21 protein-coding genes are annotated in these 19,658 nt (G+C 73.0%); 8 read left to right on the top strand and 13 right to left on the bottom strand.

Annotation, left to right across the window (positions count from 1 at the left end):
• Positions 1 to 56: 56 nt before the first annotated feature.
• On the bottom strand, positions 57 to 1,196 hold the full coding sequence (locus tag O7607_RS19750) for a site-2 protease family protein (RefSeq protein WP_269704673.1): 1,140 nt from the start codon (positions 1,194 to 1,196) through the stop codon (positions 57 to 59).
• 150 nt (positions 1,197 to 1,346) lie between these two features.
• On the opposite strand from O7607_RS19750, the gene O7607_RS19755 reads away from it, so the two are divergent.
• Positions 1,347 to 1,961, top strand: coding sequence for a DUF6082 family protein (locus O7607_RS19755; RefSeq protein WP_073831254.1), 615 nt, complete (start codon positions 1,347 to 1,349; stop codon positions 1,959 to 1,961).
• A gap of 30 nt (positions 1,962 to 1,991) precedes the next feature.
• Here O7607_RS19755 and O7607_RS19760 read toward each other — a convergent pair whose 3' ends face one another.
• Both O7607_RS19760 and O7607_RS19765 read right to left on the bottom strand, forming a co-directional pair.
• Positions 1,992 to 2,174: a DUF397 domain-containing protein gene (locus O7607_RS19760; RefSeq protein ID WP_181726740.1), complete on the bottom strand. Its 183-nt coding sequence runs from the start codon at positions 2,172 to 2,174 to the stop codon at positions 1,992 to 1,994.
• 37 nt (positions 2,175 to 2,211) lie between these two features.
• Positions 2,212 to 3,048, bottom strand: a complete 837-nt coding sequence (locus O7607_RS19765) for a helix-turn-helix domain-containing protein (protein WP_269704674.1) — start codon at positions 3,046 to 3,048, stop codon at positions 2,212 to 2,214.
• 270 nt (positions 3,049 to 3,318) lie between these two features.
• Here O7607_RS19765 and O7607_RS19770 point away from each other — a divergent pair, with 270 nt between their 5' ends.
• Together O7607_RS19770 and O7607_RS19775 are read left to right on the top strand one after the other, a co-directional pair.
• Positions 3,319 to 3,633, top strand: a complete 315-nt coding sequence (locus O7607_RS19770) for a DivIVA domain-containing protein (RefSeq protein WP_269704675.1) — start codon at positions 3,319 to 3,321, stop codon at positions 3,631 to 3,633.
• Positions 3,630 to 3,884, top strand: a complete 255-nt coding sequence (locus tag O7607_RS19775) for a hypothetical protein (RefSeq protein ID WP_269704676.1) — start codon at positions 3,630 to 3,632, stop codon at positions 3,882 to 3,884. Before O7607_RS19770 ends, O7607_RS19775 begins: the two co-directional genes overlap by 4 nt.
• 133 nt (positions 3,885 to 4,017) lie before the next feature.
• On the opposite strand, the gene O7607_RS19780 is transcribed toward O7607_RS19775, so the two are convergent.
• The 3 genes from O7607_RS19780 to O7607_RS19790 form a co-directional block, all read right to left on the bottom strand.
• Positions 4,018 to 4,437, bottom strand: coding sequence for a PIN domain nuclease (locus O7607_RS19780; RefSeq protein ID WP_269704677.1), 420 nt, complete (start codon positions 4,435 to 4,437; stop codon positions 4,018 to 4,020).
• Positions 4,434 to 4,643, bottom strand: coding sequence for a type II toxin-antitoxin system VapB family antitoxin (locus O7607_RS19785; RefSeq protein ID WP_073831258.1), 210 nt, complete (start codon positions 4,641 to 4,643; stop codon positions 4,434 to 4,436). Before O7607_RS19785 ends, O7607_RS19780 begins: the two co-directional genes overlap by 4 nt.
• A gap of 72 nt (positions 4,644 to 4,715) precedes the next feature.
• Positions 4,716 to 5,567 (bottom strand): alpha/beta hydrolase, encoded by an 852-nt coding sequence (locus tag O7607_RS19790; protein WP_269704678.1) that lies wholly within the window; start codon positions 5,565 to 5,567, stop codon positions 4,716 to 4,718.
• Positions 5,568 to 5,704: 137 nt separating this feature from the next.
• Between O7607_RS19790 and O7607_RS19795 the strand changes: the two genes are divergently transcribed.
• Positions 5,705 to 6,448, top strand: coding sequence for an SDR family NAD(P)-dependent oxidoreductase (locus O7607_RS19795; protein WP_269704679.1), 744 nt, complete (start codon positions 5,705 to 5,707; stop codon positions 6,446 to 6,448).
• Positions 6,449 to 6,488: 40 nt separating this feature from the next.
• Here O7607_RS19795 and O7607_RS19800 read toward each other — a convergent pair whose 3' ends face one another.
• Positions 6,489 to 7,379 (bottom strand): L,D-transpeptidase, encoded by an 891-nt coding sequence (locus tag O7607_RS19800; RefSeq protein ID WP_269704680.1) that lies wholly within the window; start codon positions 7,377 to 7,379, stop codon positions 6,489 to 6,491.
• A gap of 98 nt (positions 7,380 to 7,477) precedes the next feature.
• Positions 7,478 to 8,923 carry an alpha-amylase gene (locus O7607_RS19805; protein ID WP_269704681.1) on the bottom strand — a complete coding sequence of 482 codons (1,446 nt, stop codon included), beginning with the start codon at positions 8,921 to 8,923 and terminating at the stop codon, positions 7,478 to 7,480.
• A 243-nt stretch (positions 8,924 to 9,166) separates the two neighbouring features.
• Between O7607_RS19805 and O7607_RS19810 the strand changes: the two genes are divergently transcribed.
• The 4 genes from O7607_RS19810 to O7607_RS19825 are packed head-to-tail and all read left to right on the top strand — an operon-like array spanning position 9,167 to position 13,886.
• On the top strand, positions 9,167 to 10,834 hold the full coding sequence (locus O7607_RS19810; protein ID WP_269704682.1) for a ferric reductase-like transmembrane domain-containing protein: 1,668 nt from the start codon (positions 9,167 to 9,169) through the stop codon (positions 10,832 to 10,834).
• A complete protein-coding gene (locus O7607_RS19815) occupies positions 10,831 to 12,297 on the top strand; it encodes an NADH-quinone oxidoreductase subunit NuoF family protein (protein WP_269704683.1) in 1,467 nt (488 codons plus the stop codon). The genes O7607_RS19810 and O7607_RS19815 overlap by 4 nt, the downstream gene beginning before the upstream one ends.
• A 15-nt stretch (positions 12,298 to 12,312) precedes the next feature.
• Entirely contained in the window at positions 12,313 to 12,894 is a 582-nt protein-coding gene (locus O7607_RS19820) for a TlpA family protein disulfide reductase (protein ID WP_269704684.1), read from the top strand.
• The gene (locus O7607_RS19825) at positions 12,891 to 13,886 is read left to right on the top strand and encodes a cytochrome c biogenesis CcdA family protein (protein WP_269704685.1); all 996 of its coding nucleotides are present in this window, start codon (positions 12,891 to 12,893) and stop codon (positions 13,884 to 13,886) included. Before O7607_RS19820 ends, O7607_RS19825 begins: the two co-directional genes overlap by 4 nt.
• Here O7607_RS19825 and serS read toward each other — a convergent pair.
• The 5 genes from serS to O7607_RS19850 form a co-directional block, all read right to left on the bottom strand.
• The gene (serS, locus tag O7607_RS19830) at positions 13,873 to 15,156 is read right to left on the bottom strand and encodes a serine--tRNA ligase (RefSeq protein ID WP_269704686.1); all 1,284 of its coding nucleotides are present in this window, start codon (positions 15,154 to 15,156) and stop codon (positions 13,873 to 13,875) included. The genes O7607_RS19825 and serS overlap by 14 nt on opposite strands.
• Positions 15,157 to 15,583: 427 nt before the next feature.
• On the bottom strand, positions 15,584 to 16,717 hold the full coding sequence (locus O7607_RS19835; RefSeq protein ID WP_269704687.1) for a DNA polymerase III subunit beta family protein: 1,134 nt from the start codon (positions 16,715 to 16,717) through the stop codon (positions 15,584 to 15,586).
• Positions 16,718 to 16,748: 31 nt separating this feature from the next.
• Positions 16,749 to 17,924: a saccharopine dehydrogenase family protein gene (locus O7607_RS19840; RefSeq protein ID WP_269704688.1), complete on the bottom strand. Its 1,176-nt coding sequence runs from the start codon at positions 17,922 to 17,924 to the stop codon at positions 16,749 to 16,751.
• 31 nt (positions 17,925 to 17,955) lie between these two features.
• Positions 17,956 to 19,092: an alcohol dehydrogenase catalytic domain-containing protein gene (locus O7607_RS19845; RefSeq protein ID WP_269704689.1), complete on the bottom strand. Its 1,137-nt coding sequence runs from the start codon at positions 19,090 to 19,092 to the stop codon at positions 17,956 to 17,958.
• Positions 19,089 to 19,532 carry a hypothetical protein gene (locus O7607_RS19850; RefSeq protein WP_269704690.1) on the bottom strand — a complete coding sequence of 148 codons (444 nt, stop codon included), beginning with the start codon at positions 19,530 to 19,532 and terminating at the stop codon, positions 19,089 to 19,091. Before O7607_RS19850 ends, O7607_RS19845 begins: the two co-directional genes overlap by 4 nt.
• Positions 19,533 to 19,658: the final 126 nt, after the last annotated feature.

Raw genomic sequence — 19,658 nt, forward strand, 5'->3', positions numbered from 1 at the left:
CTGGCTGGGCATGCGCTCCCGGCCCTCGCTTCGCTCGGTGCGGTCGCTCATGCGGGTCACCGCCCGGCCGGCATCTGCTGGCGCAGGCTGCCGCGCTGCACCGCGCGGCTGATGTCGCTGGGCGAGACGATGCCGACCAGTTGGTCGCCGACCACCACGAGCGCCCGGCCGTCGGTGCACTCGTTGAGCCGTGGGAGCAGGTCGGTCAGCTGCTCCTCGGGGCGGGCGAGCACCAGTTCGTCGGCCCGGCAGGACACCTCAGCCAGCGTGGTTGCCGCGCGGCGGTCCGCCGCGATGCCGCGTACCCGATCGAGCGTGACCAGACCGACCGGCCTGCCGTCGACGGTCAGTGGGAGCGCCGAGTGCCGGTACGCGAAGAGGTAGTGGTCGACGAAGTCGGCCACGGTGAGGTCGCCGGACGCGGTCTGCGGCTGGGGCGTCATCACGTCGCCGACCCGGACGCCGCGCAGCGCGTCGCCCATCCGGGCGGCGCGTTCCTCCTGGCCGGCGGCGCCGAGCAGGAACCAGCCGATCAGCGCCAGCCAGAGCCCGCCGAACCCGGCGCCGGTGAAGAACCGCCACAGCCCCAGCCCGATCAGCACCACGCCGAGCACCCAGCCCGCGCGGGCCGCCACCACCGACGCCTTGGTCCGGTCGCCGGTGAACTTCCAGACCGCCGCGCGCAGCAGCCGCCCGCCGTCCAGCGGGGCGGCCGGCAGCACGTTGAAGATCGCCAGCAGCACGTTGATGCCCGCGAGCCAGGCCAGCGCGCCGAGCAGCAGCCCGTGCCCGCCCGCGGTGGCGACGGCCACCGCGATCGCCGCGAACACCACGCCGATGATCAGGCTGACCAGCGGCCCGACCCCGGCGATCCGCAGCTCGGCGCCCGGGTCCTTCGCCTCGCCCTTCAGCTCGGCGACGCCGCCGAACAGCCAGAGCGTGATGCCCTCGACCTCGATGCCGTTGCGCTTGGCGACTACCGCGTGCGCCACCTCGTGGGCGAGCAGACCGAGGAAGAAGACCACGGCGGCGGCCAGGCCGGCCGCGACGTAGGCGACGGGCGAGTGACCGGGGTACGAGGCGGGGAACAGGCTCGCCGACAGCGCCCACGCGATCAGCACGAAGATGACCAGGACACTCCAGTTGACGCCGACCGGTACGCCGGCGATCCGACCCAGACGGAAACTCGCCCTCATGTTTCCGTCATACCCGGCACACCCACCCGCACACCAGAACCTGCCGCACGGCGTGCCGGACCTGCGGTGAGTGCAGAGCCAGGAGGGTCGGGGCGCCAGGGGCGGCGCGCTCGATTGATCAACTTTGATGGGAGAACTAGCCTTGCGTAGATGAGGAGTGTTCGCGGCGTAGCCGTCTGGGCGTTGTTGGTCTTCTTGGGAGGGCTTGCGCTGCTGCTCTCCCCGCCCCTGATCGACTACGCCTTCGATCCGAGTACCGACTGGGAGCGCTTGGCGAATATCGGCCAAGCCTACGGCTCGGTCTCCATGCTTCTGTCCGCGCTGGCTCTCGTGGGTGTGGTCGCCACCACCATCAGTCAAAACAGGCAGGCCCGCATCGCATTGGAATACGCGCAACGTGACCAGCACGCCTTGTTGCTCAAGATGGCCATAGACGATGCCGTGCTGATGGAGTGCTGGGGGTCGCTGACCCAGGACCCTGCCCCTGAACGGCGAAGGCAGCGGGCCTACATCAATCTGATCCTCAACTTCTGGGCCGCGACCTGGCAACTGGGCGGGATGCCTGAGAGCCAGTTGCGAGGTCTGCTGGCGGCTGACATCTTCGCCACCGAGATCGGCTTGAGGTTCTGGGAGCAGGCGCGGCTTACGCGAAAGGTCGTGCACGCGGGGGCGCAGCCAGCAGCGTTCGACCGGATCGTGGAAGACGAGTACCTGCGCGCCCTTGCGAAGCTACGAAGCGCGGAGGCTTCGGGCATCGGATCGTAGGGCAGGGTGCGCAGGCGATGCCTGCCGCGTTCAGTTCCGGAACGTCTCGTACTTGACGCTCGCGACGAAGGTCGACCAGGCTGCCGGGTCGAAGGCGAGGATGGGACCGCGCGGGTCCTTGCTGTCGCGTAGCCCGACCACGCCGGGCAGGTTGTCGGCGACCTCGACGCAGTCGCCGGAACCGTTGCTACGGGTGCTCTTGCGCCAGGTCATCGTCGCCTGGTTGGCCTCTTCCACCCGCGCCGTCCTCTCATAGCTCGTCGATCGCCCCCAGGATGAGGTCGCGCGACTCCCGGGCGCCGGCCGCCGTGGCGACCAGGTGCTCGAAGACGCGGCTGTACTCCCTCACCTGTTGGCCTTCGAGATAGAGGCTACCCGCGCGGGTCTCGACGTAGACGACCCCCGGAGCGGCCGGCTCGGGGAAGGTCAGCACGCTGAAGGCGCTGCCCATCGACCCGTACTCGCCCGCGCCGAAGGTCAGGATCTGGATGGTGCGGCCGGGCCGGTCCGCCTCCTCGGCCAGTCGCCGCAACTGCGCTGCGAACAGCTCCGCGCCGCCGACCGGCCGCCGTAGCGCTGCCTCGTCCAGCACCACCCAGAGTTTCGGCGGAGTCTCGGTGTCCTGACGGCGCATGCGCAACTCGACCCGCCGGTCCACCTCGTCGGTCGGGGCGTCCGGGTGCTCGGCGCGGATGACCGCGCGGGCATAGTCGGCGGTCTGGAGTAGACCCGGAACCAGTTGCGGCTGGAAGGCGCGGATCTCGGCCGCCTCGGCCTCCAGCCCGACGTAGACCTCGAACCAGTCCGGCAGCACGTCGTCGTACGCCTGCCACCAGCCGCGCTTGCGGGCATCGCGGGCGACCTGGACGAGTGCGTCCACCTCGTCGCCCTCCACCCCGTACAGCTCGAGAAGTCCACGGGCGACCGGCGGCATGACGGACACCTGGGCGTTCTCGATGCGGCTGATCGCCGACTTCGAGATACCCACCTCCTTGGCGGCCTGGTCGGCGGTCATGCCGGTCTGCTCACGGAGGCGACGGAGGGCAGCGGCCAGGCGTCGACGTCGGACGGTCGGGCTTCCAGTCATGCCGGTCAGTGTGGCGGAAGCGGACGAGCTTCGCAATGACATCATCCCGAATCGGGAGTTGCGCAAAGGGGGCGGTCCACTGCACGATGAGTGAGTGGCCGGATCGGCTGGGTCATCGGGTGTCGACCTGGGCCACGCGTTGTGCCCTGCTGACGTACTGCTGGTCGAAGGCTGCGGTGGCAGGTGCCGGGGTGGGTCCGCCGGTGCGGGGCGGGCCGGTGGGCCTGCCCTTCCACGGTTCGATCTCGACGGTGAGGGGCAGGTCCTGTCATGCGCGTCTTCCTCCGGCGTGTCCGGCGTCGTCGGCGATCGGTCCTCGGATCGACCTGCTACCGCTCGTCCGCCTACCAACCCCTGCGCCCGTGGCAGGTCCGTGAGCGGAGCTTCCGGACGACCCAACTGGGCCGGCGCGGGCTCGACCCGCAGGAGGTGCGGGAGTTCCTCGACCGCGTCGCCGGTGACCTGGCCGTCGTCTACGACGCGCTGGCGCAGAGCCGCCGGGAGACAGACCGGATCAAGAACGCGCTGCGCCGCTGGCAGTCGGAGCAGGCCCGGGCCCGCAACGAACGGGGGTACGACAGGTGACCGAGCGATGGGTGATCCACCTGCCGGTCGTCGTCAACGACCTGCTCTCCGCTCAGCGGCTGGCCCGGGTGGTGGCGCACTGGTCGCACGTCCTGCCACAGACCGAGCCCGGCGGCACCACTGTCTCGGCGGAGGACGACCAGAACGTTCGCCACTGGGTGTTCTGCGATCGATCATTGTCTGGTGGACAGCGGTGTCTGCTCCGGCCCGGGCACGACGGTGAGTGCTCCCGGCGGTTCCGGCCGCGATGAGAACGCCCGCTTACCGCACCGGAAGCGGAGTGTGCACGAGCCGGGGCCGACGGGCGGTCGGCGAACGGGCTCGTCCTGGACGCCTCGGCGCTGCTCGCGGCGGCCCCACCCGACCCTCGAGGGCCGGAGCCGGTCAGTCGGCCTTTCCGGCCGGGACGACCCACGTCGTCGGCTGCCCGGTGATCGCGGTGATCAGGTCGAAGTCACCGTCGTAGTGCAGAACGGTCACGCCATGCCGTTCGGCCGTCGCGGCGATCAGCAGATCGGCCATCGAGAGCGCTCGGTGGTTGCCCTTGTGCAGCGCCTGCACCTGGACGTCGATCGCACGATCCCAGATGTCGTCCGGCATGGCGAGCCAGTCGAAACCGCGGAGCAGCCATCGAGCGCGCTTCGCGTCCTTTGCTGAACGGGCGCTGTGCACCACCTCGATCTCGACCGCCCCGCAGACCGCCAGTAGACCGCGCTCGGACAACTCGTCCAGGACGTGTGCCACTGCCGGCTTCGGCCACCTGGCCAGCGCAGACTTGTCGAGGAGGTAGCGCTCCTGCGTCATGCCGCTTCGGGCTTCGACGCCTGCTGCGGGTCGGTGAGGTCCGGCAGGCCGCCGCTCTTGAGCCAGTCGGCGAACTCCCGGCGCTTCTCCCGGTTGACCACTTCCTGAAGCGCGGCGTTGACAGTGGCCTTCTTGGTGCCCGTGCCGAGGATCTCGGCGGCCTCGGCCAGGAGTTCGTCATCGACGTCAAGGATGGTTCGGGACATGTGCGCCTCCTCGTTCGAGCACTCGAACGAGGCGATGATATCAATTTTCGCTGATCTTGATATACCCGTGGGTCAGCGTCGTCGCGGCGCCTCGGCGACCACCGTCGGGGAGTACTCGTTCGCCGCCTCGACCGCCCACTCCAGCGCGTAGTCCGCCTCCTCCTCCCAGCCCGGTTCGCCGCCGACGAAGTGCGACCGGCCGGGGAACTCCCGGTAGCCGGTGAGCGCCGTCGAACTCCGGTAGAGGTTGGCGATCGAGCTGGCAAGCGACGCGGGCACCACGTGGTCCTCGCCGCCCGCGGTGATGAGCAGCGGAGCGCGGTCGCTGCGCTTCTTGTCGATCTCGGTGGCCGAGTTCGGATCCAGGTTGGCGAACGCCGCCTCGAACAGCACGTGCCCGGCGCCCGGTACGGCGTACCGCTCCCAGGCGGCGTCGGACTGCTCCTGGCTGATGGTGTTGCCGAAGGCGTACCGGAAGTCCTCCGGGGTGAACGGCACGGCGCGGTGCCGGTTGGCCGGGTTGTGCAGGATCGAGTACCCGGAACGCAGCGTGGCGGGCGGCAGCTTGAGCACGCCCCGTACCGGTGCGGGGTGCACGGCGACCACCGCGGCGCCGAGGCGGCGGTCCGCCAGCAGCTGGGCGATCAGGCCGCCGAACGAGTGGCCCATGATGATCGGCGGGCGCGGCAGGTCCCGGACGATCGCCTCGTAGTGGTCGGCGATGTCGGCGATGCGCTGCGCGGCGATCGGCGTCGGGTCGGCCCGCAGGTCCTCCACCTCGCGGTCCATGCCGGGCCAGGCGGGCGTGAGCACCTGGAAACCGCGCGCGGCGTACCGCTGCGCCCAGTGCTCCCAGCTCCGCGAGGTCATCCAGAGCCCGTGGATGAGCACTATCGTGTCGACCCGTCCCGTCGGTGCGCTCATGTCCGCCTCCCCGTTTCGCCGCTGGACGGCCCGCGCGTACCCGGACTGGGCGCCGGCAACCCTGTCTGATCGAACGGACAGGAGACGGACGGTGACCCGGATGATCGCTGTCCTGAGTCGACTGTCAGGATGACGGCATGACGGTCAGACGTGCCGACAGGGTCGCCCTGGTCACGGGTGGGAGCCGGGGGATCGGCGCCGCCGTCGCGCGCCGGCTCGCCGAGGACGGCATCCACGTCGCGTTCACCTACCGCACCGCGGAGGACAGCGCGAAGTCCGTGGTGGCCCAGATCGAGGCGTACGGCCGGACCGGCCTGGCGATCAATGCGGACAGCACCGACGCGACGGCAGTGGTGGGTGCCGTGGAGCGGACCGTCGCCGAGTTGGGGCGGTTGGACATCCTGGTCAACAACGCCGGGGTGTTCGCGGGTGGGCCGATCGAGTCGGTCAGCCTGGACGCCCTGGACCGGGCGATCGCGGTGAACGTGCGCGGGGTCTACCTCGCCACCCAGGCGGCGGTACGCCACATGGGCGCGGGTGGGCGGATCGTCAACATCGGCAGCAGCTTCGCCAGCCGTGTCCCGGCTCCCGGGGTGAGCGCGTACGCGATGACCAAGAGCGCCGTGAACGGGCTGACCCGGGCGCTCGCCCGCGAACTCGGTCCGCGTGGGATCACCGTCAACCTGATCCTGCCCGGCTCGACCGACACCGACATGAACCCGGCGGACAGCGCGGGCGCGGACGGGCAGCGGTCGCACATCGCCCTCGGCCGGTACGCGACCCCGGACGACGTGGCGGCGACTGTCAGTCACCTGGTGGGCCCCGGCGGACGGCACATCACCGGCGCGTCGATCGCGGTCGACGGCGGCGCGACGGCCTGAGCGGATCGGGTCCGACGGCTGGCTGCTGGGCTGAGCCCGGTCAGGGCAGGCGGTCGACCACCACGAAGGCGGTGCCCGGCTCGACCTCGGTCAGCAGCTGGCGCTGGGCGCTGCGGGTCAGCCGGATGCAGCCGTTCGTGACGTTCTTGCCGAGCGTGTCGTCGTTGTACCAGCTGTGCAGTCCGATGTGGGCGCCGCGCAGCCCGGTCGGCACCGCGTCCGGGTCGTCGGGGATCGCGCCGAGGGCGAAGATGTCGACACCGCCGTAGACGGCCTGCGGGGGTGGGGTGCGGCCCAGCACGAACGTGCGGCCCAGCGGGGTGAGCTGCCCGGACATGCCGAGGCTGACCGGCCAGGTGCGCATCGCGCGCCCGTCCCGGCTCCAGGTGAGGCGGTGGGTGCGCCGTTCCACCACGATCTGGTCGCGCAGCACCACTGTGGTCCAGCCGCCGGACGGCAGCCAGGCGATGGTGCGGTTGGCAGACGGCAGCAGCACCGCCGTCCAGCCGGAGCGGCGGTCGATGATCGGCACTGTCAGCCGTACGCCGCTGATGGTCGGCGCGAGGAACGCCAGCGGGCGGCCGCCCGGCGCGTCGTACGCGGCCACGTTCCGGTTCGGGCGCAGCCCTTCGCTCAGCGGGCGGGTGTCGGCCGGGTCCGGGTCGGGCGGGAAGCCACGCGGTGCCGGGTCGTAGGTGACCACGGGCAGGTCGTCCGGTGCCGGCGCGGCGGGCGGCACCGACTCCTGCGGCGACGGACTCGGCGCGGCGGTCGTAGCAGGGGGAGCGGCGGCGGGTGGCGCCGCCTGGCGCACGGGCGTGACGGTGAGCGCGCGGCCGACCAGCAGCGCGGTGACGAGCAGCAGCGGTACGGCGAGCGCGGCGATCAGCCAGCCGGGAGGCCGGCGCATGGCGAACCGGTCGAACAGCACGAAACCGACTGTAACCGACCGGAAGCCCTCGTACCCGGTACTACGGGTACGAGGGCTTCGCGGCCCGGGTGGCTCAGCTCAGCTTCGCGCCGGTGGGATCAGCTCAGCTTCGCGCCGATGTGGATGGCGATCGCGTCGTGCGCGGGAACGTTCGCGGCGAACCAGCCGGACGAGTCCACCGTGATCACCGGACCGCTGCACGAGCCGTTGCTGAACGTGCCGTGGACGACGTCGCAGTAGCGACCCGCCGGCAACCCGGTGTAGTAGGAGCGGCCGTTCACCGCGCTGCCCTCGTCGTTGATCGTCAGGTAGCCCTTGCCGGTACGGCTGAACGCGATGTGCTGGTAGCCGTTGTCGTACCAGTTGGAGACCCCGGCGCCCTCGGTGGCGTTGCGGAAGCCGACCATGTTGGCGATGACCGGCCAGCGGTGCTCGCACTCCCAGCCCGAGTAACAGGTCACGTTGGTGATCCGGTTGCTGCCGTCCGCGGGCGGACCCTGGTCCCGGCCGCTGTACGTGAAGCTCGACATCACCGCCGGCGTGCCGTACGGCCAGGCGAGCATGAACGCGTTGGCGAGCGCGTACGTGCCCCGGTCGCGGTAGGTGAGCACGCCGCCGTCGCGCTGCGTGTCGTGGTTGTCGGTGAAGACCACCGCCTTCGCGCTCGACAGGTAGCCCCAGGACTCGCCGAAGGTCTTCAGGTACGCCAGCCGCTCGTTGTTGAACATCCGGGCCAGGTCCTTGCCGTACCGGAACTCGTGCACGTCACCGTTGCCGGTGTACTCGGTCGGCTGGATCGGCTCACCGGCGCCGTAGATGACCTCCTGCACCAGGTACGCGCTGCGGTTCAGCTTGGCCTTGATCGCGGCGATGTCGGCGGCCGGCATGTGCTTGCTGCCGTCCAGGCGGAAGCCGTCGACGCCGAGTGAGAGCAGGTCGTTGAGGTACGCGGCCAGCCGGCCGCGCACGTACTCCGACTCGGTCTTGAGGTCGGCGAGGTTGACCAGCTCGCAGTTCTGCACCTCGTACCGGTCGTTGTAGTTGGCGATGTCGTTGTTGCCGTTGCGGCCGCAGTAGTGGAAGTCCGCCGAGGAGTAGGTGCCCGGGTAGTTGTAGTGGCCGTACGACGAGCCGGCCCAGCCGGTGCCGCCGTTCTCCTGGCCGGACATGTGGTTGACCACGGCGTCGACGATCACCTTGACGCCCGCGGCGTGACAGGTGTTCACCATGGACTGGAACTGCGCGCGGGTGCCCTTGCGGGACTCGATCCGGTAGCTGACCGGCTGGTACGACACCCACCACGGACTGCTGTTGACGTGTTCCTGCGGTGGGGACACCTGCACGTAGCCGTAGCCCTTCGGGCCCAGCGTGCTGGTGCATTCGGCGGCGACCGAGGTCCAGTTCCACTCGAAGAGCTGGACGATGACCTTCTTGGTGCCGGGGGTGGCGGCTGCGGCCGGGGGTGCCGCGGCGGCGACGGGGACGAGCAGGCTCGCGGCCAGACCCAGGGCGAGCGCGGCGGCACGGCATCGGCGTCGATGCATCAGGACTCCTGCGGGGTGCGGGGATGCGGGGATGCGGGGGAGTGGAGCCTGGATCAGGCCGGCTTCTTGCAACCAGCCTGAAATTTTGCGGCAAGGTTACGAGGATGTTGCAAAGTCTGTCAACGTATGGGCATCCGTCGTTGCGTCAGGCGCTACACGCGCGTCCGGGCCGGACGGTTCGAGAATCCGGCCGAGAAATTCGCCACCGGAGGTGATCCGTCCGCGCCGTCCCTCCGTACCTGAGTGGGGAGCAGGGTCGGCCGGTGGGGGCGCCGCCGCGAGACGATCGAGGAGCAGATGGCCCGGGCACAGCAGAACGAGAAGGCGACGACCGTCCGGACCACCACCACCAGCCGTGGTGCCCGGACGATGTCGAAGTCCGCGATGGTGGCGCTGACCGCCTCCGCGCTCGGCCTCGCGTGGGCCGGCGTGGAGCTGGCCGGCGCGGGCGGCGTCATGTACTCGTACGGATTCTTCTTCACCGAGTTCTTCGCCGGGGTGGTCGCCCTGGTCTCGCTCAGCATCACCGTGATGCTGGGCCTGCTGGCCACCGACCGCCTGGTGCTGCTCATCCGGCACCGCGTGCTGCTCCAGTCGGCGCACCGGGCCACCGGCGTGCTCGGCGTGGCCGGGCTGGTCTTCCACGTCATCACCAAGGTCGCGATCGGCCGGGCCGGGCCGACCGACGCGGTGGTGCCGTTCCTCAGCGGCAGCGGCCTCTACGTCGGACTGGGCACCGTCGCCGCGCTGCTGATGGTGGGCGTGCTCTGGACCGGCTTGGTCCGGGTCCGGTTCGCCGGCGTCGGTCCGAAGTGGTTCTGGCGCGGACTGCACTCGATGGCGTACGTCTCCTGGCCGTTCGCGCTGGTGCACGGCCTCAACGCCGGCCGTCCCGCCGCCGCCTGGGTGGTGCTGAGCTACCTCGCCTGCGTGCTGCTCGTGGTGATGGCGCTGCTGGTGCGCGTCTCGGTCCACCTCGGCAAGCGCAGCCGCGAGCAGCACCAGGCCGTCGCGCTCAACAAGGCGATGGCCGGCAAGGGCGAGGAACGTACCGGCGTGTTCGCCGCGCTCACCCGGAAGAAGGCCGCCGACAAGGAGGACAGCGGCGCCGGCCGGGGCCGCTGGGCCGAGGCGACGGCCACCTGGACCGCACCGGCAGGCACCGCCCGGCGGCGCGACCCGGAGCGGTTCGCCGTACCCGTGGTGCCGGAACCCGGGTCGCTGCGCGAGCCGGTCCGCGCCGCAGCCGCCCGGCGGCGCGAGGCCGAGCCGGAGGCACCCACCCGGCGCGCCCGCACCCAGGAGGCGCCCGCCCGCCGCCGTCGCCGCGACGACGACGAGCGCGTGACCCGCCGGTCCCGGACCGAGGAGCGGGTGGCCCGGCGCTCCCGGGACGACGAGGACCTGGTCGCCCGGTACTCCGCCCCGCCGGAGAGCGGCGGCCGGCACTCGGCGCCGCCGGACACCGGTGGCCGCCACTCCGCACCCCCGGACAGCCGCCGGTACGCCACCGCGGCCGAGGTGGCCCGCTACTCCGCGCCGCCGCGCGCGGCCGACGAGGCGGAGGAGCCGTGGGACAGCCCGCGCCGCTGGGAGACCCGCCCGGTCTCCGGTGAGCCGATCTCGGCCGGCCCGATCTCCGGCACCCCGCTCTCGGCCGAGCCGCTCAGCGGATCCGGCCGCCGCTACCGGGACGAGGAGGACGTGCCGGAGGAGCCGGACTACTGGCGTCCGCCGGCCCGCTACGCCGCCGACGAGGCGTTCGTGGACGACACCCCGACGCTCGTCGACCTCGCCTCCCGTCGCGCGATGCGCGCGGGCAAGGAGAGCCGGTCCGGCCGCCGCAAGCGGGCCGACGCGGACGCGGTCGACGGTGCGTACTGGGCCGGGCTGCGTGGTGAGGCCCGGTGACGCGCGCGACGATCCCACCGGTCGCCTGTGTCGGCGAGCCCCGGCTGACCGCCGGGTTCGCCGAGTTCGGCCGGCTCGACCTGCTGGCCCACGAGGAGGTGCACGGCCCGATCGGTCCGATGGAGCCGGCCGCGCTGCTGCGGCTCGCCGAAGCCATCGACCTCAAGGGCAAGGGCGGCGCGGGTTTCCCGTTCGCCCGCAAGCTGCGCGCCGTGCTGGAGTCCTGCGAGCGGCAGGACCTCTCCGCCGTGGTCGTCGTCAACGCCACCGAGGGGGAGCCGGCGAGCTGGAAGGACAAGGTGCTGCTCACCCGCGCCCCGCACCTCATCCTGGACGGCGCCGCGCTCGCCGCGTTCGCGCTCGACGCCGAGGAGATCGTGATCGGGGTGGCCGACGACGACGTGGGCCGGCCCTCGCTGACCGAGGCGTTGCAGGAACGTCGGATGCCGGTGCCGACCACCATCGTCACGGTGCCGCACCGGTTCATCTCCGGCGAGGGCGGCGCGCTCGTCAACGGCATCAACGGACTGCCGCACATCCCGCCCGGCACGAAGAAGCGCTCCAGCGACTCCGGTGTCGGCGGGCTGCCCACGCTGCTGTCGAACGCCGAGACGTACGCCCAGCTCGCCGTCGCCGCCCGGATCGGCCCGTACGAGTACGCCGCCCTCGGCACCGACGACGAGCCGGGCACCGTGCTGCTCACCGTCACCGGGTCGGCGAAGCGCCCCGCCGTGGTGGAGTGCGCCGCCGGCACCCCGCTGCGCGAGATCCTCGACCTGTGCGAGGTGCCGCCCGGCCCGGGCATCCTGATGGGCGGCTACCACGGCAAGTGGATCACCGCGGCGGCCGCCGAGCGGGCCGAGGTGTCCCGCAAGGGGCTCACCGCCGTGGGCGGCACGCTCGGCGCCGGCATCATCGTGCCGCTCGGCGCCGACACCTGCCCGCTCGGCGAGGCCGCCCAGGTGGTGCGGTACCTCGCGGGCGAGTCCGCCGGGCAGTGCGGCCCGTGCAAGATGGGCCTGCCCGACCTGGCCCGCTCGGTCGACCTCGCGGTCTCCGGCAGCGCCCCGGTCGAACTGGTCCGCGCCGCGGCCGGCGACGTCAAGGGACGCGGCGCGTGCAGCCACCCGGACGGCACCGCCCGGTTCGCGCTGTCCGCCATGGAGGTGTTCGCCGACGACCTGCGGCTGCACGCCACCGGCGAGGGCTGCGGCAAGCGGGTCAAGGGCATGATGGGCCTGCCCGGCGCACCGGACGCCAACCCGCAGAAGCTCACCCTGGACTGGTCCCGCTGCGACGGGCACGGGCTCTGCGCGCACGTCGTGCCGGACTTCATCCGCCTCGACGGCAACGGCTACCCGGCGTTCCCGCCCACCCCGGTGCCGACGTGGCTGCGCGAGGGCGCGCTCAAGGCGGTAAAGGTCTGTCCCGAACTCGCGCTCCGCCTCGTTCGGGCCGAGTAGAACCAGGAGACGCCGATGCGTACCGCCGTGACCGCCGCCGCCGTCCTGGGCGTCGTGCTCGCCGCCGCGACCGGCTGCGCCGCCGGACCCGGGCCCGGTGCCCGGACCGAAGCGGTCGCCCCGGCGTCCCCGGCCTCCGCGTCCCCGTCCGGGTCAGCAGCCGGGCCGTCGTCCGCGCCACCGGCCCCGGTGCCGGCCGCGCTGTCGTTCACCGGCAAGACCCTCGACGGTACGGCGTTCGACGCCGCCACCCTGGCCGGGCGGCCGGTCGTGCTCTGGTTCTGGGCGCCCTGGTGCGCCACCTGCGCCAGCCAGGCGTGGACGGTGGCCGAGATCGCCCCCACCTACCGCGACACCGTCCCGATCGTCGGCGTCGCCGGGCTCGGTGAGCAGAAGGCCATGACGTCGTTCGTCACCGAGTTCGACCTGGGCGGCACGACGCAGATCGACGACCGGGCGGGTGCGCTGTGGCGCCGGTTCAAGGTGGTCGAGCAGAGCACATTCGTCGTCCTGGACCGCACCGGCCGGGTCGTCCACCAGGGATTCCTGGACGGCGAGGCGCTGACCCGGCAGGTCGAGACGCTGGCCCGGGGATGACCGGCGCGCTGCTACTTGCCCTGACCGCGGGCATGCTCGGCGCGGTCAACCCGTGCGGCTTCGCGATGCTGCCCGCGTACCTGTCGTTGCTGGTGGCCGGCCCCGACGGCGGGCGCGGCACGGTCGGCCGCGCGCTCACCGCGACGGCCGGGCTCACTCTCGGGTACGTGCTGGTGTTCGGCGCGTTCGGGCTGGCCCTGGCACCGGCGGCGGACTGGCTGCGGCCCCGGCTGCCGTGGCTCACCGTGACGCTCGGCGTGCTGCTGGCGCTGGCCGGATGCTGGCTGCTCGCCGGCCGGCGGCTGCCCGCGCCGCGCCCGTTGCGCGTCGCGCCCCGGCTCACCCGTACCTGGCCGTCCATGGTGCTGTTCGGTGCGGCGTACGCGCTCACGTCACTGACCTGCGCGATCGCGCCGTTCCTGGCGATCGTGGTGACCAGCCTGCGAGCCGGCTCACCGGTGCGCGGGCTGGCGCTGTTCGGGGCGTACGCGCTGGGGATGGCGCTCGTGGTCGGCGTGGCCGCGCTCGCCGTGGCGCTGCTGCGCGGCCGGATCGTGGCGCGGCTGCGCGGCGCGGGCGCGTGGGTGCCCCGGCTGAGCGGCCTGGTGCTGCTGGTCGCGGGCGGATACGTCGCCTGGTACGGCTGGTACGAGGTACGCCTCGCCCAGGGCCGCTACGACGCCTTCACCGACCCGGTCATCCGCACCGCCGCCCGAGCCCAGCAGAGCCTGGTCGGCGCCGTCGACACCGCAGGCCCCGCCGTCCTCGCCGCCCTCTTGGCGCTGCTGCTCCTGGCCCTCCTCACCCGCCCCCGCTCCCGCCCCCGCCCTCGCTCCCGCCCCCGCTCCCGCTCCCGCGATCTTGCAGTTGGTGCCCGGGCGGAAGGGGTGAAGCGGACTTCTCGCGGGCCGGAAGTGCAAGATCGCGGGGGAGAGGCGGGGACGGTGGGAGCGGCGGAAGCGGCGGCGGGGGAGCGGGTCAGCGCGGGGTGAGGCGGTCGGTGCCGAGCTTGTCGCGGAGGACCTCGGGGACCACCACCGAGCCGTCGGGTTGCTGGTGCTGCTCCAGGATCGCCGGGAACAGGCGGCTGGTGGCCAGCGCGGAACCGTTGAGCGTGTGCACGAAGCGGGTCTGCTTCGCGCCCGGCTCGCGGTAGCGGATGGCTGCCCGGCGGGCCTGGTAGTCGCCGGCCCAGGAGACCGACGACACCTCCTTGTACTTGCCGGTGCTCGGCATCCACACCTCGACGTCGAGCGTCTTCTTCATCGACGCGCTCGCGTCACCGGCGGCGAGCAGGCTGGTCTGGAAGTGCAGACCGAGCTTGCCGACCAGGCCCTCGACGTGCCCGACCATCGCCTCCAGCGCCTCGCCCGCCTGCTCTGGCAGCGTGAACTGGAAGATCTCCACCTTGTTGAACTGGTGGCCGCGTACGGTGCCGCGCTCGTCGGAGTGCGAACCGGCCGCCTCCCGCCGGTAGCACGGCGTGTACGCGAACGCCTTCAACGGCAGCTTCGGCGTCTCCAGGATCTCGTCCTGGTACGCGCCGAGGATCGCCGTCTCCGCCGTCGGCAGCAGGAACTGGCCGCGTGAGGACGACTGCTTGTCGATGTGGTAGACGTCGTCGTGGAACTTCGGGAACTGCCCGGCGGCGAAACCGGCGCTCTCCAGCAGCAGGTGCGGCGGGAGCAGGAACTCGTACCCGGCCTGGATGTTCTGCTCGATCAGCCAGTTCACCAGCGCCCACTCCAGCCGGGCGCCCAGACCGGTGTACATCCAGAAGCCCGAGCCGCCGAGCTTCACGCCCCGCTCGTGGTCGACCAGGCCGAGCGCGCGGTTCAGCTCCACGTGGTCGCGTACCTTCTCGATGGCCGGTGCCTCGCCGAACGTGCGCACCACCCGGTTGGCCTCCTTGCCCCCGGCGACCACGTCGTCGGCGGGCAGGTTCGGCAGCTCGCTCATCGCCGAGCGGAGCCGGGACTGCACCTCGTCGAGCTGGGACTCCAGCTCCGCGAGCTGCTTGCGCTCGGCCTCCGGGGCGACCGGCTGCGGCGTGCCGCCGGACCGTTTCGCCTCCGCGTACGCGCGCGCCTCGGCCTTGCGGCGCTGCCGCTCGGCATCGATCTCCGTGATCAGGGCGCGCCGTTCCTGGTCGAGCCGCTGGATGTCGTCCAGCGCCCGGGTGACCTCGGCGGGATCCAGACGCTTCGCCAGCGCGGTCGCCACCGCCTCGCGATCCTTCCGGATCAACTCCATGTCGAGCATGCTGCTCGTACGCCTCCGTCCAGGCAGTCAGGTGGGACCCACAGATGCTACCGTCGCGCCCCCGCCGCTCCGGCCCGGCCCGCGTAGCCCGCCGCCGGGATGCCCTTTCTGGTGACGGTGCGTGGTGGTGGTGCCGTCGGTCAGCCGCGCTCACGTTCCGTGATGGTCGTCCGGTGCCCGCACCGCCCCACTGTGGTTCATCACCTCGCTGACCTGGTCAATCTCGCGAGACCGTTTCCCGGCCGACATGTCCCTCCGGCGACTTTGCTCTGCAGCCACCCACGCGGCGTTCGACGGAGCGTCAGCGGTGCGCGGATGGCTGCAGAGCAAAGTCCGCGAGGGGTGACGCACCGGGGAGGGCGGTGGTGTCACGTACGGTGACGAAAGTCCGTCGCGGCGGCGGGGCCGGGACCGGCCCGCGAAAAGGTCAGAGGCGTACCGGCATCAGGACCGAGAAGGCGTGCGCGTCGTCGGGCCGCCGCACGGCCAGCGGGGCGATCGGGCCGTCCAGCTCCAGCACGAGCTGGCCGTCACCGGACCCCAGCGCGTCCAGCAGGTACTCCCGGTTCACCGCCACCCGAAGCGCACCCGTGCCGCCCGCCCCGCCCGCGCCAACCACGCCGTCGCCGTCGGCGTCGACCACGGCGTTCGGGTCGACCAGGCGCAGCTCGCCCCGGCCGTCCAGGCCGAGCGCCACCACCTCGTGTGCGACACCCTCGTGCGTGCGGTGGCAGACCGCGACGCCGTCGGCGGTGAGCGCCGCCCGCAGCGCCGCGCCGTCGAACGGGATCCGGTACGCGGGTACGTCGCCGAGCTGCGCCCGCAGCAACCGCCGGTAGTCAGGGAAGTCGTACGGCAGCGGCACCGCGGTGAGCGGCCGGCCCGCCACCGTGACAGTCACCCAGTCGGTCGCGACGACGACCTCGGCGTCAACCGCACCGTCGGCGTCCAGCAGCGCCCGCAGCTCGTCGACAGCGGCGACCGGCAGCAGCGCGCTCACCGGCGGGCCGTCGACGGTGCCGGCGACCCGGGCCACGGCGAGCCGGTGCCGGTCGGTGGCGACCAGCCGGACACCGTCCGGCTCGACCTCCACGAGCACACCGGACAGGACCGGCAGGCCGGGGTCGGCGCCGACGGCGAAGCGTACGGCGTCCACGGCGGCGGCGAGATCGGTGCGGGACAGGACGAGGCGGGTGGTCACGATGGTCTCCTCCGGGTCGATCAGGCTACGGATCCGGGAGAGTTCGCGACGCGCGTCGGTCAGGCCGTCCTCGAGGCGGCGCAGATGCGCGTCCAGCAGCCGGTGCACCTCGACCGGCCGGTGCCGGTGCCGAAGCGCCTCGGCGATGCCGGCCAGCGGCATCCCCACCCGGCGCAGCCCGGCCACCAGGCGGGCCGGGCCCACCTGCTCCTCGGTGTACCAGCGGTAGCCGGTCACCGGGTCCACCCGGGCCGGGGCCAGTACGCCGGAACGGTCGTAGAACCGCAGGGCGCTGACCGTCAGCCCGCTGGCCCGGGCCAGCTCGCCGATGCTGCGAAGCTCGCTCTCCACGGCCGTCATCCTGTGACCTCAAGCGGGTCGAGGGTCAACCTCACGCCGGCAGCGTGCGGAACGTGATGCCGGCGCGTACCAGCCGGTCCAGCAGCGCGTCACCCATCGCCGCGACCGGCGTGACCTGACCGGCGGTCTCCGGCAGCTCGTCGAAGGCCAGGCAGAGCGCCGACTCGGCGAGCATCTTGGCCGTCTCGTCGTAACCCGGGTCGCCGCCGGCCACCTCGGTCACCACCCGCCGGCCGCCGCCGGTGCCCACGAACCGCACCCGGAACCACGACTTGGCCCGCTGCTCGGCGGTCGGCCCCTGCCCGGAGGCGAGCCGCCCGAGCAGCCAGCGCCGCGTCGGCGCCACCTTCACCAGCCCCACCACACCGGCCAGCCCGACGCCCGCGACCAGCACCGTGGGCAGCCGCTTCATCGCCGCGAAGTGCCGGTAGCGGAAGTCCGGGCCGTACTCCGGGCGGGCCGCCGCGGACCGGCGGACCACCTGCGGGTCGATGGTGGGCAGCGGCACCGCCCACTGGCCGAACTCGCGTACCCGGCCGACCTTGCCCGGCACCGCGCGGACCCGGCGTCCGTCCGGGCCGGGCTCCATCGCCCGGCGGGCCCGCGCCGCGCGGCTCATCTCACCGGTACGGGAGAACGCGGTGAGCGCCGAATGGTACGTCCCGGCGGAGAAGCGGCCACCGGCCCGCACGTAGCCGTCCACAGCGATCGGCCCGTCGGCCGGCAGTTGCTTGACCGTGTACCAGACGCCCAGGTCGTGCGGGATCGAGTCGAAGCCGCAGGCGTGCACCAGGCGTGCCCCGGTGCGTACCGCCTCGGCGTGGTGCCGCACGTACATCCGGTCCACGAACTCCGGCTCGCCGGTGATGTCGAGGTAGTCGGTGCCGGCGGCGGCGCAGGCGGCCACCAGCGGCTCGCCGTGGTGCACGTACGGGCCGACTGTCGTGGCCACCACCCGGGCGCTCTCCGCCACCGCGCGCAGCGACGCCGTGTCGGTCACGTCGGCGGTGAGCAGCGGAAGCTCGGCCAGGGCCGGGTCGATCGCGGCCAGCCGGTCCCGCACCGCTGCGAGCTTGCCCGGGTTGCGGCCGGCGAGTGCCCAGCGCAGCCGGTCCGGCGCGTGCCGGGCCAGGTATTCGGCGGTCAGCCCGCCGGTGAAGCCGGTGGCGCCGAACAGGACGAGGTCGTACGGACGGTCTGCGCGCATCCGCCGAGTGTGCCACCGACGGCGCTCACCTTCACGGCGTGAAGACCACCCGGACGCAGCCGTCGGCCCGATCCCGGAACAACGCGTACCCCTCGGCGCCGCGCTCCAGCGGCATCCGATGGGTGGCCAGGTGCTCGGTGACCAGCTCGTCGCGGGCCATCCGCTCGAGCAGCGCCGGGATCGCGTCCCCGCCCCGGCGCCGCGCGGCGCGGACGGCGAGTCCCTTGTCCGCGAGCGCGCCGAGCGGGAACCGGTCCACGAAGCCGGGCCGGGCGTCGAGCACCACCACCACGCCGCCCTTGCGGCAGGCGTGCACCGCCTCGCGCAGCGCCGACCCGGCGTCCGGCTCGGCCACCGGCCACCGGCCCGGCGCGGCCGGCACCCCGGAGGCGTCGACGCACACGTCCGGCCCCCGGCCGCCGCTGCGCTCGCGCAGCTCGGCGAGCACGTCCACGTACCTGTGGTTGAGCGCCTCCACACCGTCGTGCCCGGTGACCATCCGCAGCCGGTCGTCCCGGTCGTCGACCACCACCACCCGGTCCGCGCCCCGGGCCACCGCCGCGTCGGCGGTGAGCTGACCGACAGCGCCCGCACCCCACACCGCCACCACGTCGCCGGGGGCGACCTCGCCCAGCTCGGCGCCGTACCAGCCGGCCGGCGCGGCGTCGGCGGCGAACACCGCCCGGTCGTCGCTCACCGACTCCGGTACGGCGAAGGCGCCCACGTCGGCGTACGGAACCCGCACGTACTCGGCGTGACCACCGGCGAACCCACCCAGCCGCGCCGGGCGGCCGTAACCGCCGGCGGACGGCTGCCCCCACTCCGGCTCGGCAGTCACGCCGCTCGTGCCGTTGTCGCAGCAGGCCGGCAGCCCTTGCCGGCAGAACCAGCACGCCCCGCAGGCCACCGCCGCGCCCACCACCACCCGGTCGGCGACCCGATGCCGGCGTACGTCCGGGCCGACCTCGACCACGTCGCCGAGGAACTCGCGTCCGAGCACCTCCCCGGCGGACGCCTCGGGTACCCGCCCGCCCAGGAGCGGCAGGTCCGCGCCGCAGGTCGTGCTCCGCCGGACCCGGACGATCATGTCCTGGGCGTTGCGCAGCTCCGGGTCCGGGACGCGGCGCACCTCCACGAGACCGGCACCGGCCCAGCACAGCGCCCTCACGGCACGGCCCCCGGCCGGTCCAGCGGCGACGGGTCGGCCGCCAGCACCTCGCCGGTCTCCAGGAGCTGCTTGGTCTGCCGCAGCACGTGGCGCAGGAACCGGCCCGGGTCGTCGCCGACCAGGTGCGCGGCGAACCCCGGCAGCGTGCACTCCCCGCCCAGCGGGCGAACCGCCAGTTCGGTGCCGCGCCCGCCGGGCGCCGGACGGGCCCACACCTCGACCGCGCCGTCGAGGCGGCGCAGCGGCTCGGGCCACCGTCCGGCCGGGAGCACCTGCTCGGGCGCCGCGGCCACCGTCACCACCTGCCACCGGCCCGGCCGCGGATCGGTGGCGGTGCGCCGTGCCCGGTGGCGCGCCAGCATCCGCGCGCCCGCCGGAGCGAGCACCCGCGCGCCGGCCAGCGCCAGCGCGCCGGCCGCGAGCCGTCTGCTCCGCACCACCTGACCTCCCGCCGTCCCCGGGCGCCGGCCCGTCCCGGCCTGCCCCGCGTGCCTACAGGGTGCGCGGCGCCCGGGTGAGCGGGGTTCGCCCGGAAGGGGTGAACCGGCGCGGTGCGGGTAACCGCT

The organism is Micromonospora sp. WMMA1949 (assembly GCF_027460145.1).
In the GTDB taxonomy this organism is placed as follows: Bacteria; Actinomycetota; Actinomycetes; order Mycobacteriales; family Micromonosporaceae; genus Micromonospora.

Bases quoted from the DNA above. Each gene is read 5' to 3' on its own strand.
- O7607_RS19760 (WP_181726740.1), bottom strand. From the start codon at position 2,174: ATGACCTGGCGCAAGAGCACCCGTAGCAACGGTTCCGGCGACTGCGTC.
- O7607_RS19770 (WP_269704675.1), top strand. From the start codon at position 3,319: ATGCGCGTCTTCCTCCGGCGTGTCCGGCGTCGTCGGCGATCGGTCCTC.
- O7607_RS19755 (WP_073831254.1), top strand. From the start codon at position 1,347: ATGAGGAGTGTTCGCGGCGTAGCCGTCTGGGCGTTGTTGGTCTTCTTG.
- O7607_RS19750 (WP_269704673.1), bottom strand. From the start codon at position 1,196: ATGAGGGCGAGTTTCCGTCTGGGTCGGATCGCCGGCGTACCGGTCGGC.
- O7607_RS19785 (WP_073831258.1), bottom strand. From the start codon at position 4,643: ATGTCCCGAACCATCCTTGACGTCGATGACGAACTCCTGGCCGAGGCC.
- O7607_RS19765 (WP_269704674.1), bottom strand. From the start codon at position 3,048: ATGACTGGAAGCCCGACCGTCCGACGTCGACGCCTGGCCGCTGCCCTC.
- O7607_RS19790 (WP_269704678.1), bottom strand. From the start codon at position 5,567: ATGAGCGCACCGACGGGACGGGTCGACACGATAGTGCTCATCCACGGG.
- O7607_RS19795 (WP_269704679.1), top strand. From the start codon at position 5,705: ATGACGGTCAGACGTGCCGACAGGGTCGCCCTGGTCACGGGTGGGAGC.
- O7607_RS19805 (WP_269704681.1), bottom strand. From the start codon at position 8,923: ATGCATCGACGCCGATGCCGTGCCGCCGCGCTCGCCCTGGGTCTGGCC.
- O7607_RS19825 (WP_269704685.1), top strand. From the start codon at position 12,891: ATGACCGGCGCGCTGCTACTTGCCCTGACCGCGGGCATGCTCGGCGCG.
- O7607_RS19840 (WP_269704688.1), bottom strand. From the start codon at position 17,924: ATGCGCGCAGACCGTCCGTACGACCTCGTCCTGTTCGGCGCCACCGGC.
- O7607_RS19780 (WP_269704677.1), bottom strand. From the start codon at position 4,437: ATGACGCAGGAGCGCTACCTCCTCGACAAGTCTGCGCTGGCCAGGTGG.
- O7607_RS19835 (WP_269704687.1), bottom strand. From the start codon at position 16,717: ATGACGGCCGTGGAGAGCGAGCTTCGCAGCATCGGCGAGCTGGCCCGG.
- O7607_RS19820 (WP_269704684.1), top strand. From the start codon at position 12,313: ATGCGTACCGCCGTGACCGCCGCCGCCGTCCTGGGCGTCGTGCTCGCC.
- serS (WP_269704686.1), bottom strand. From the start codon at position 15,156: ATGCTCGACATGGAGTTGATCCGGAAGGATCGCGAGGCGGTGGCGACC.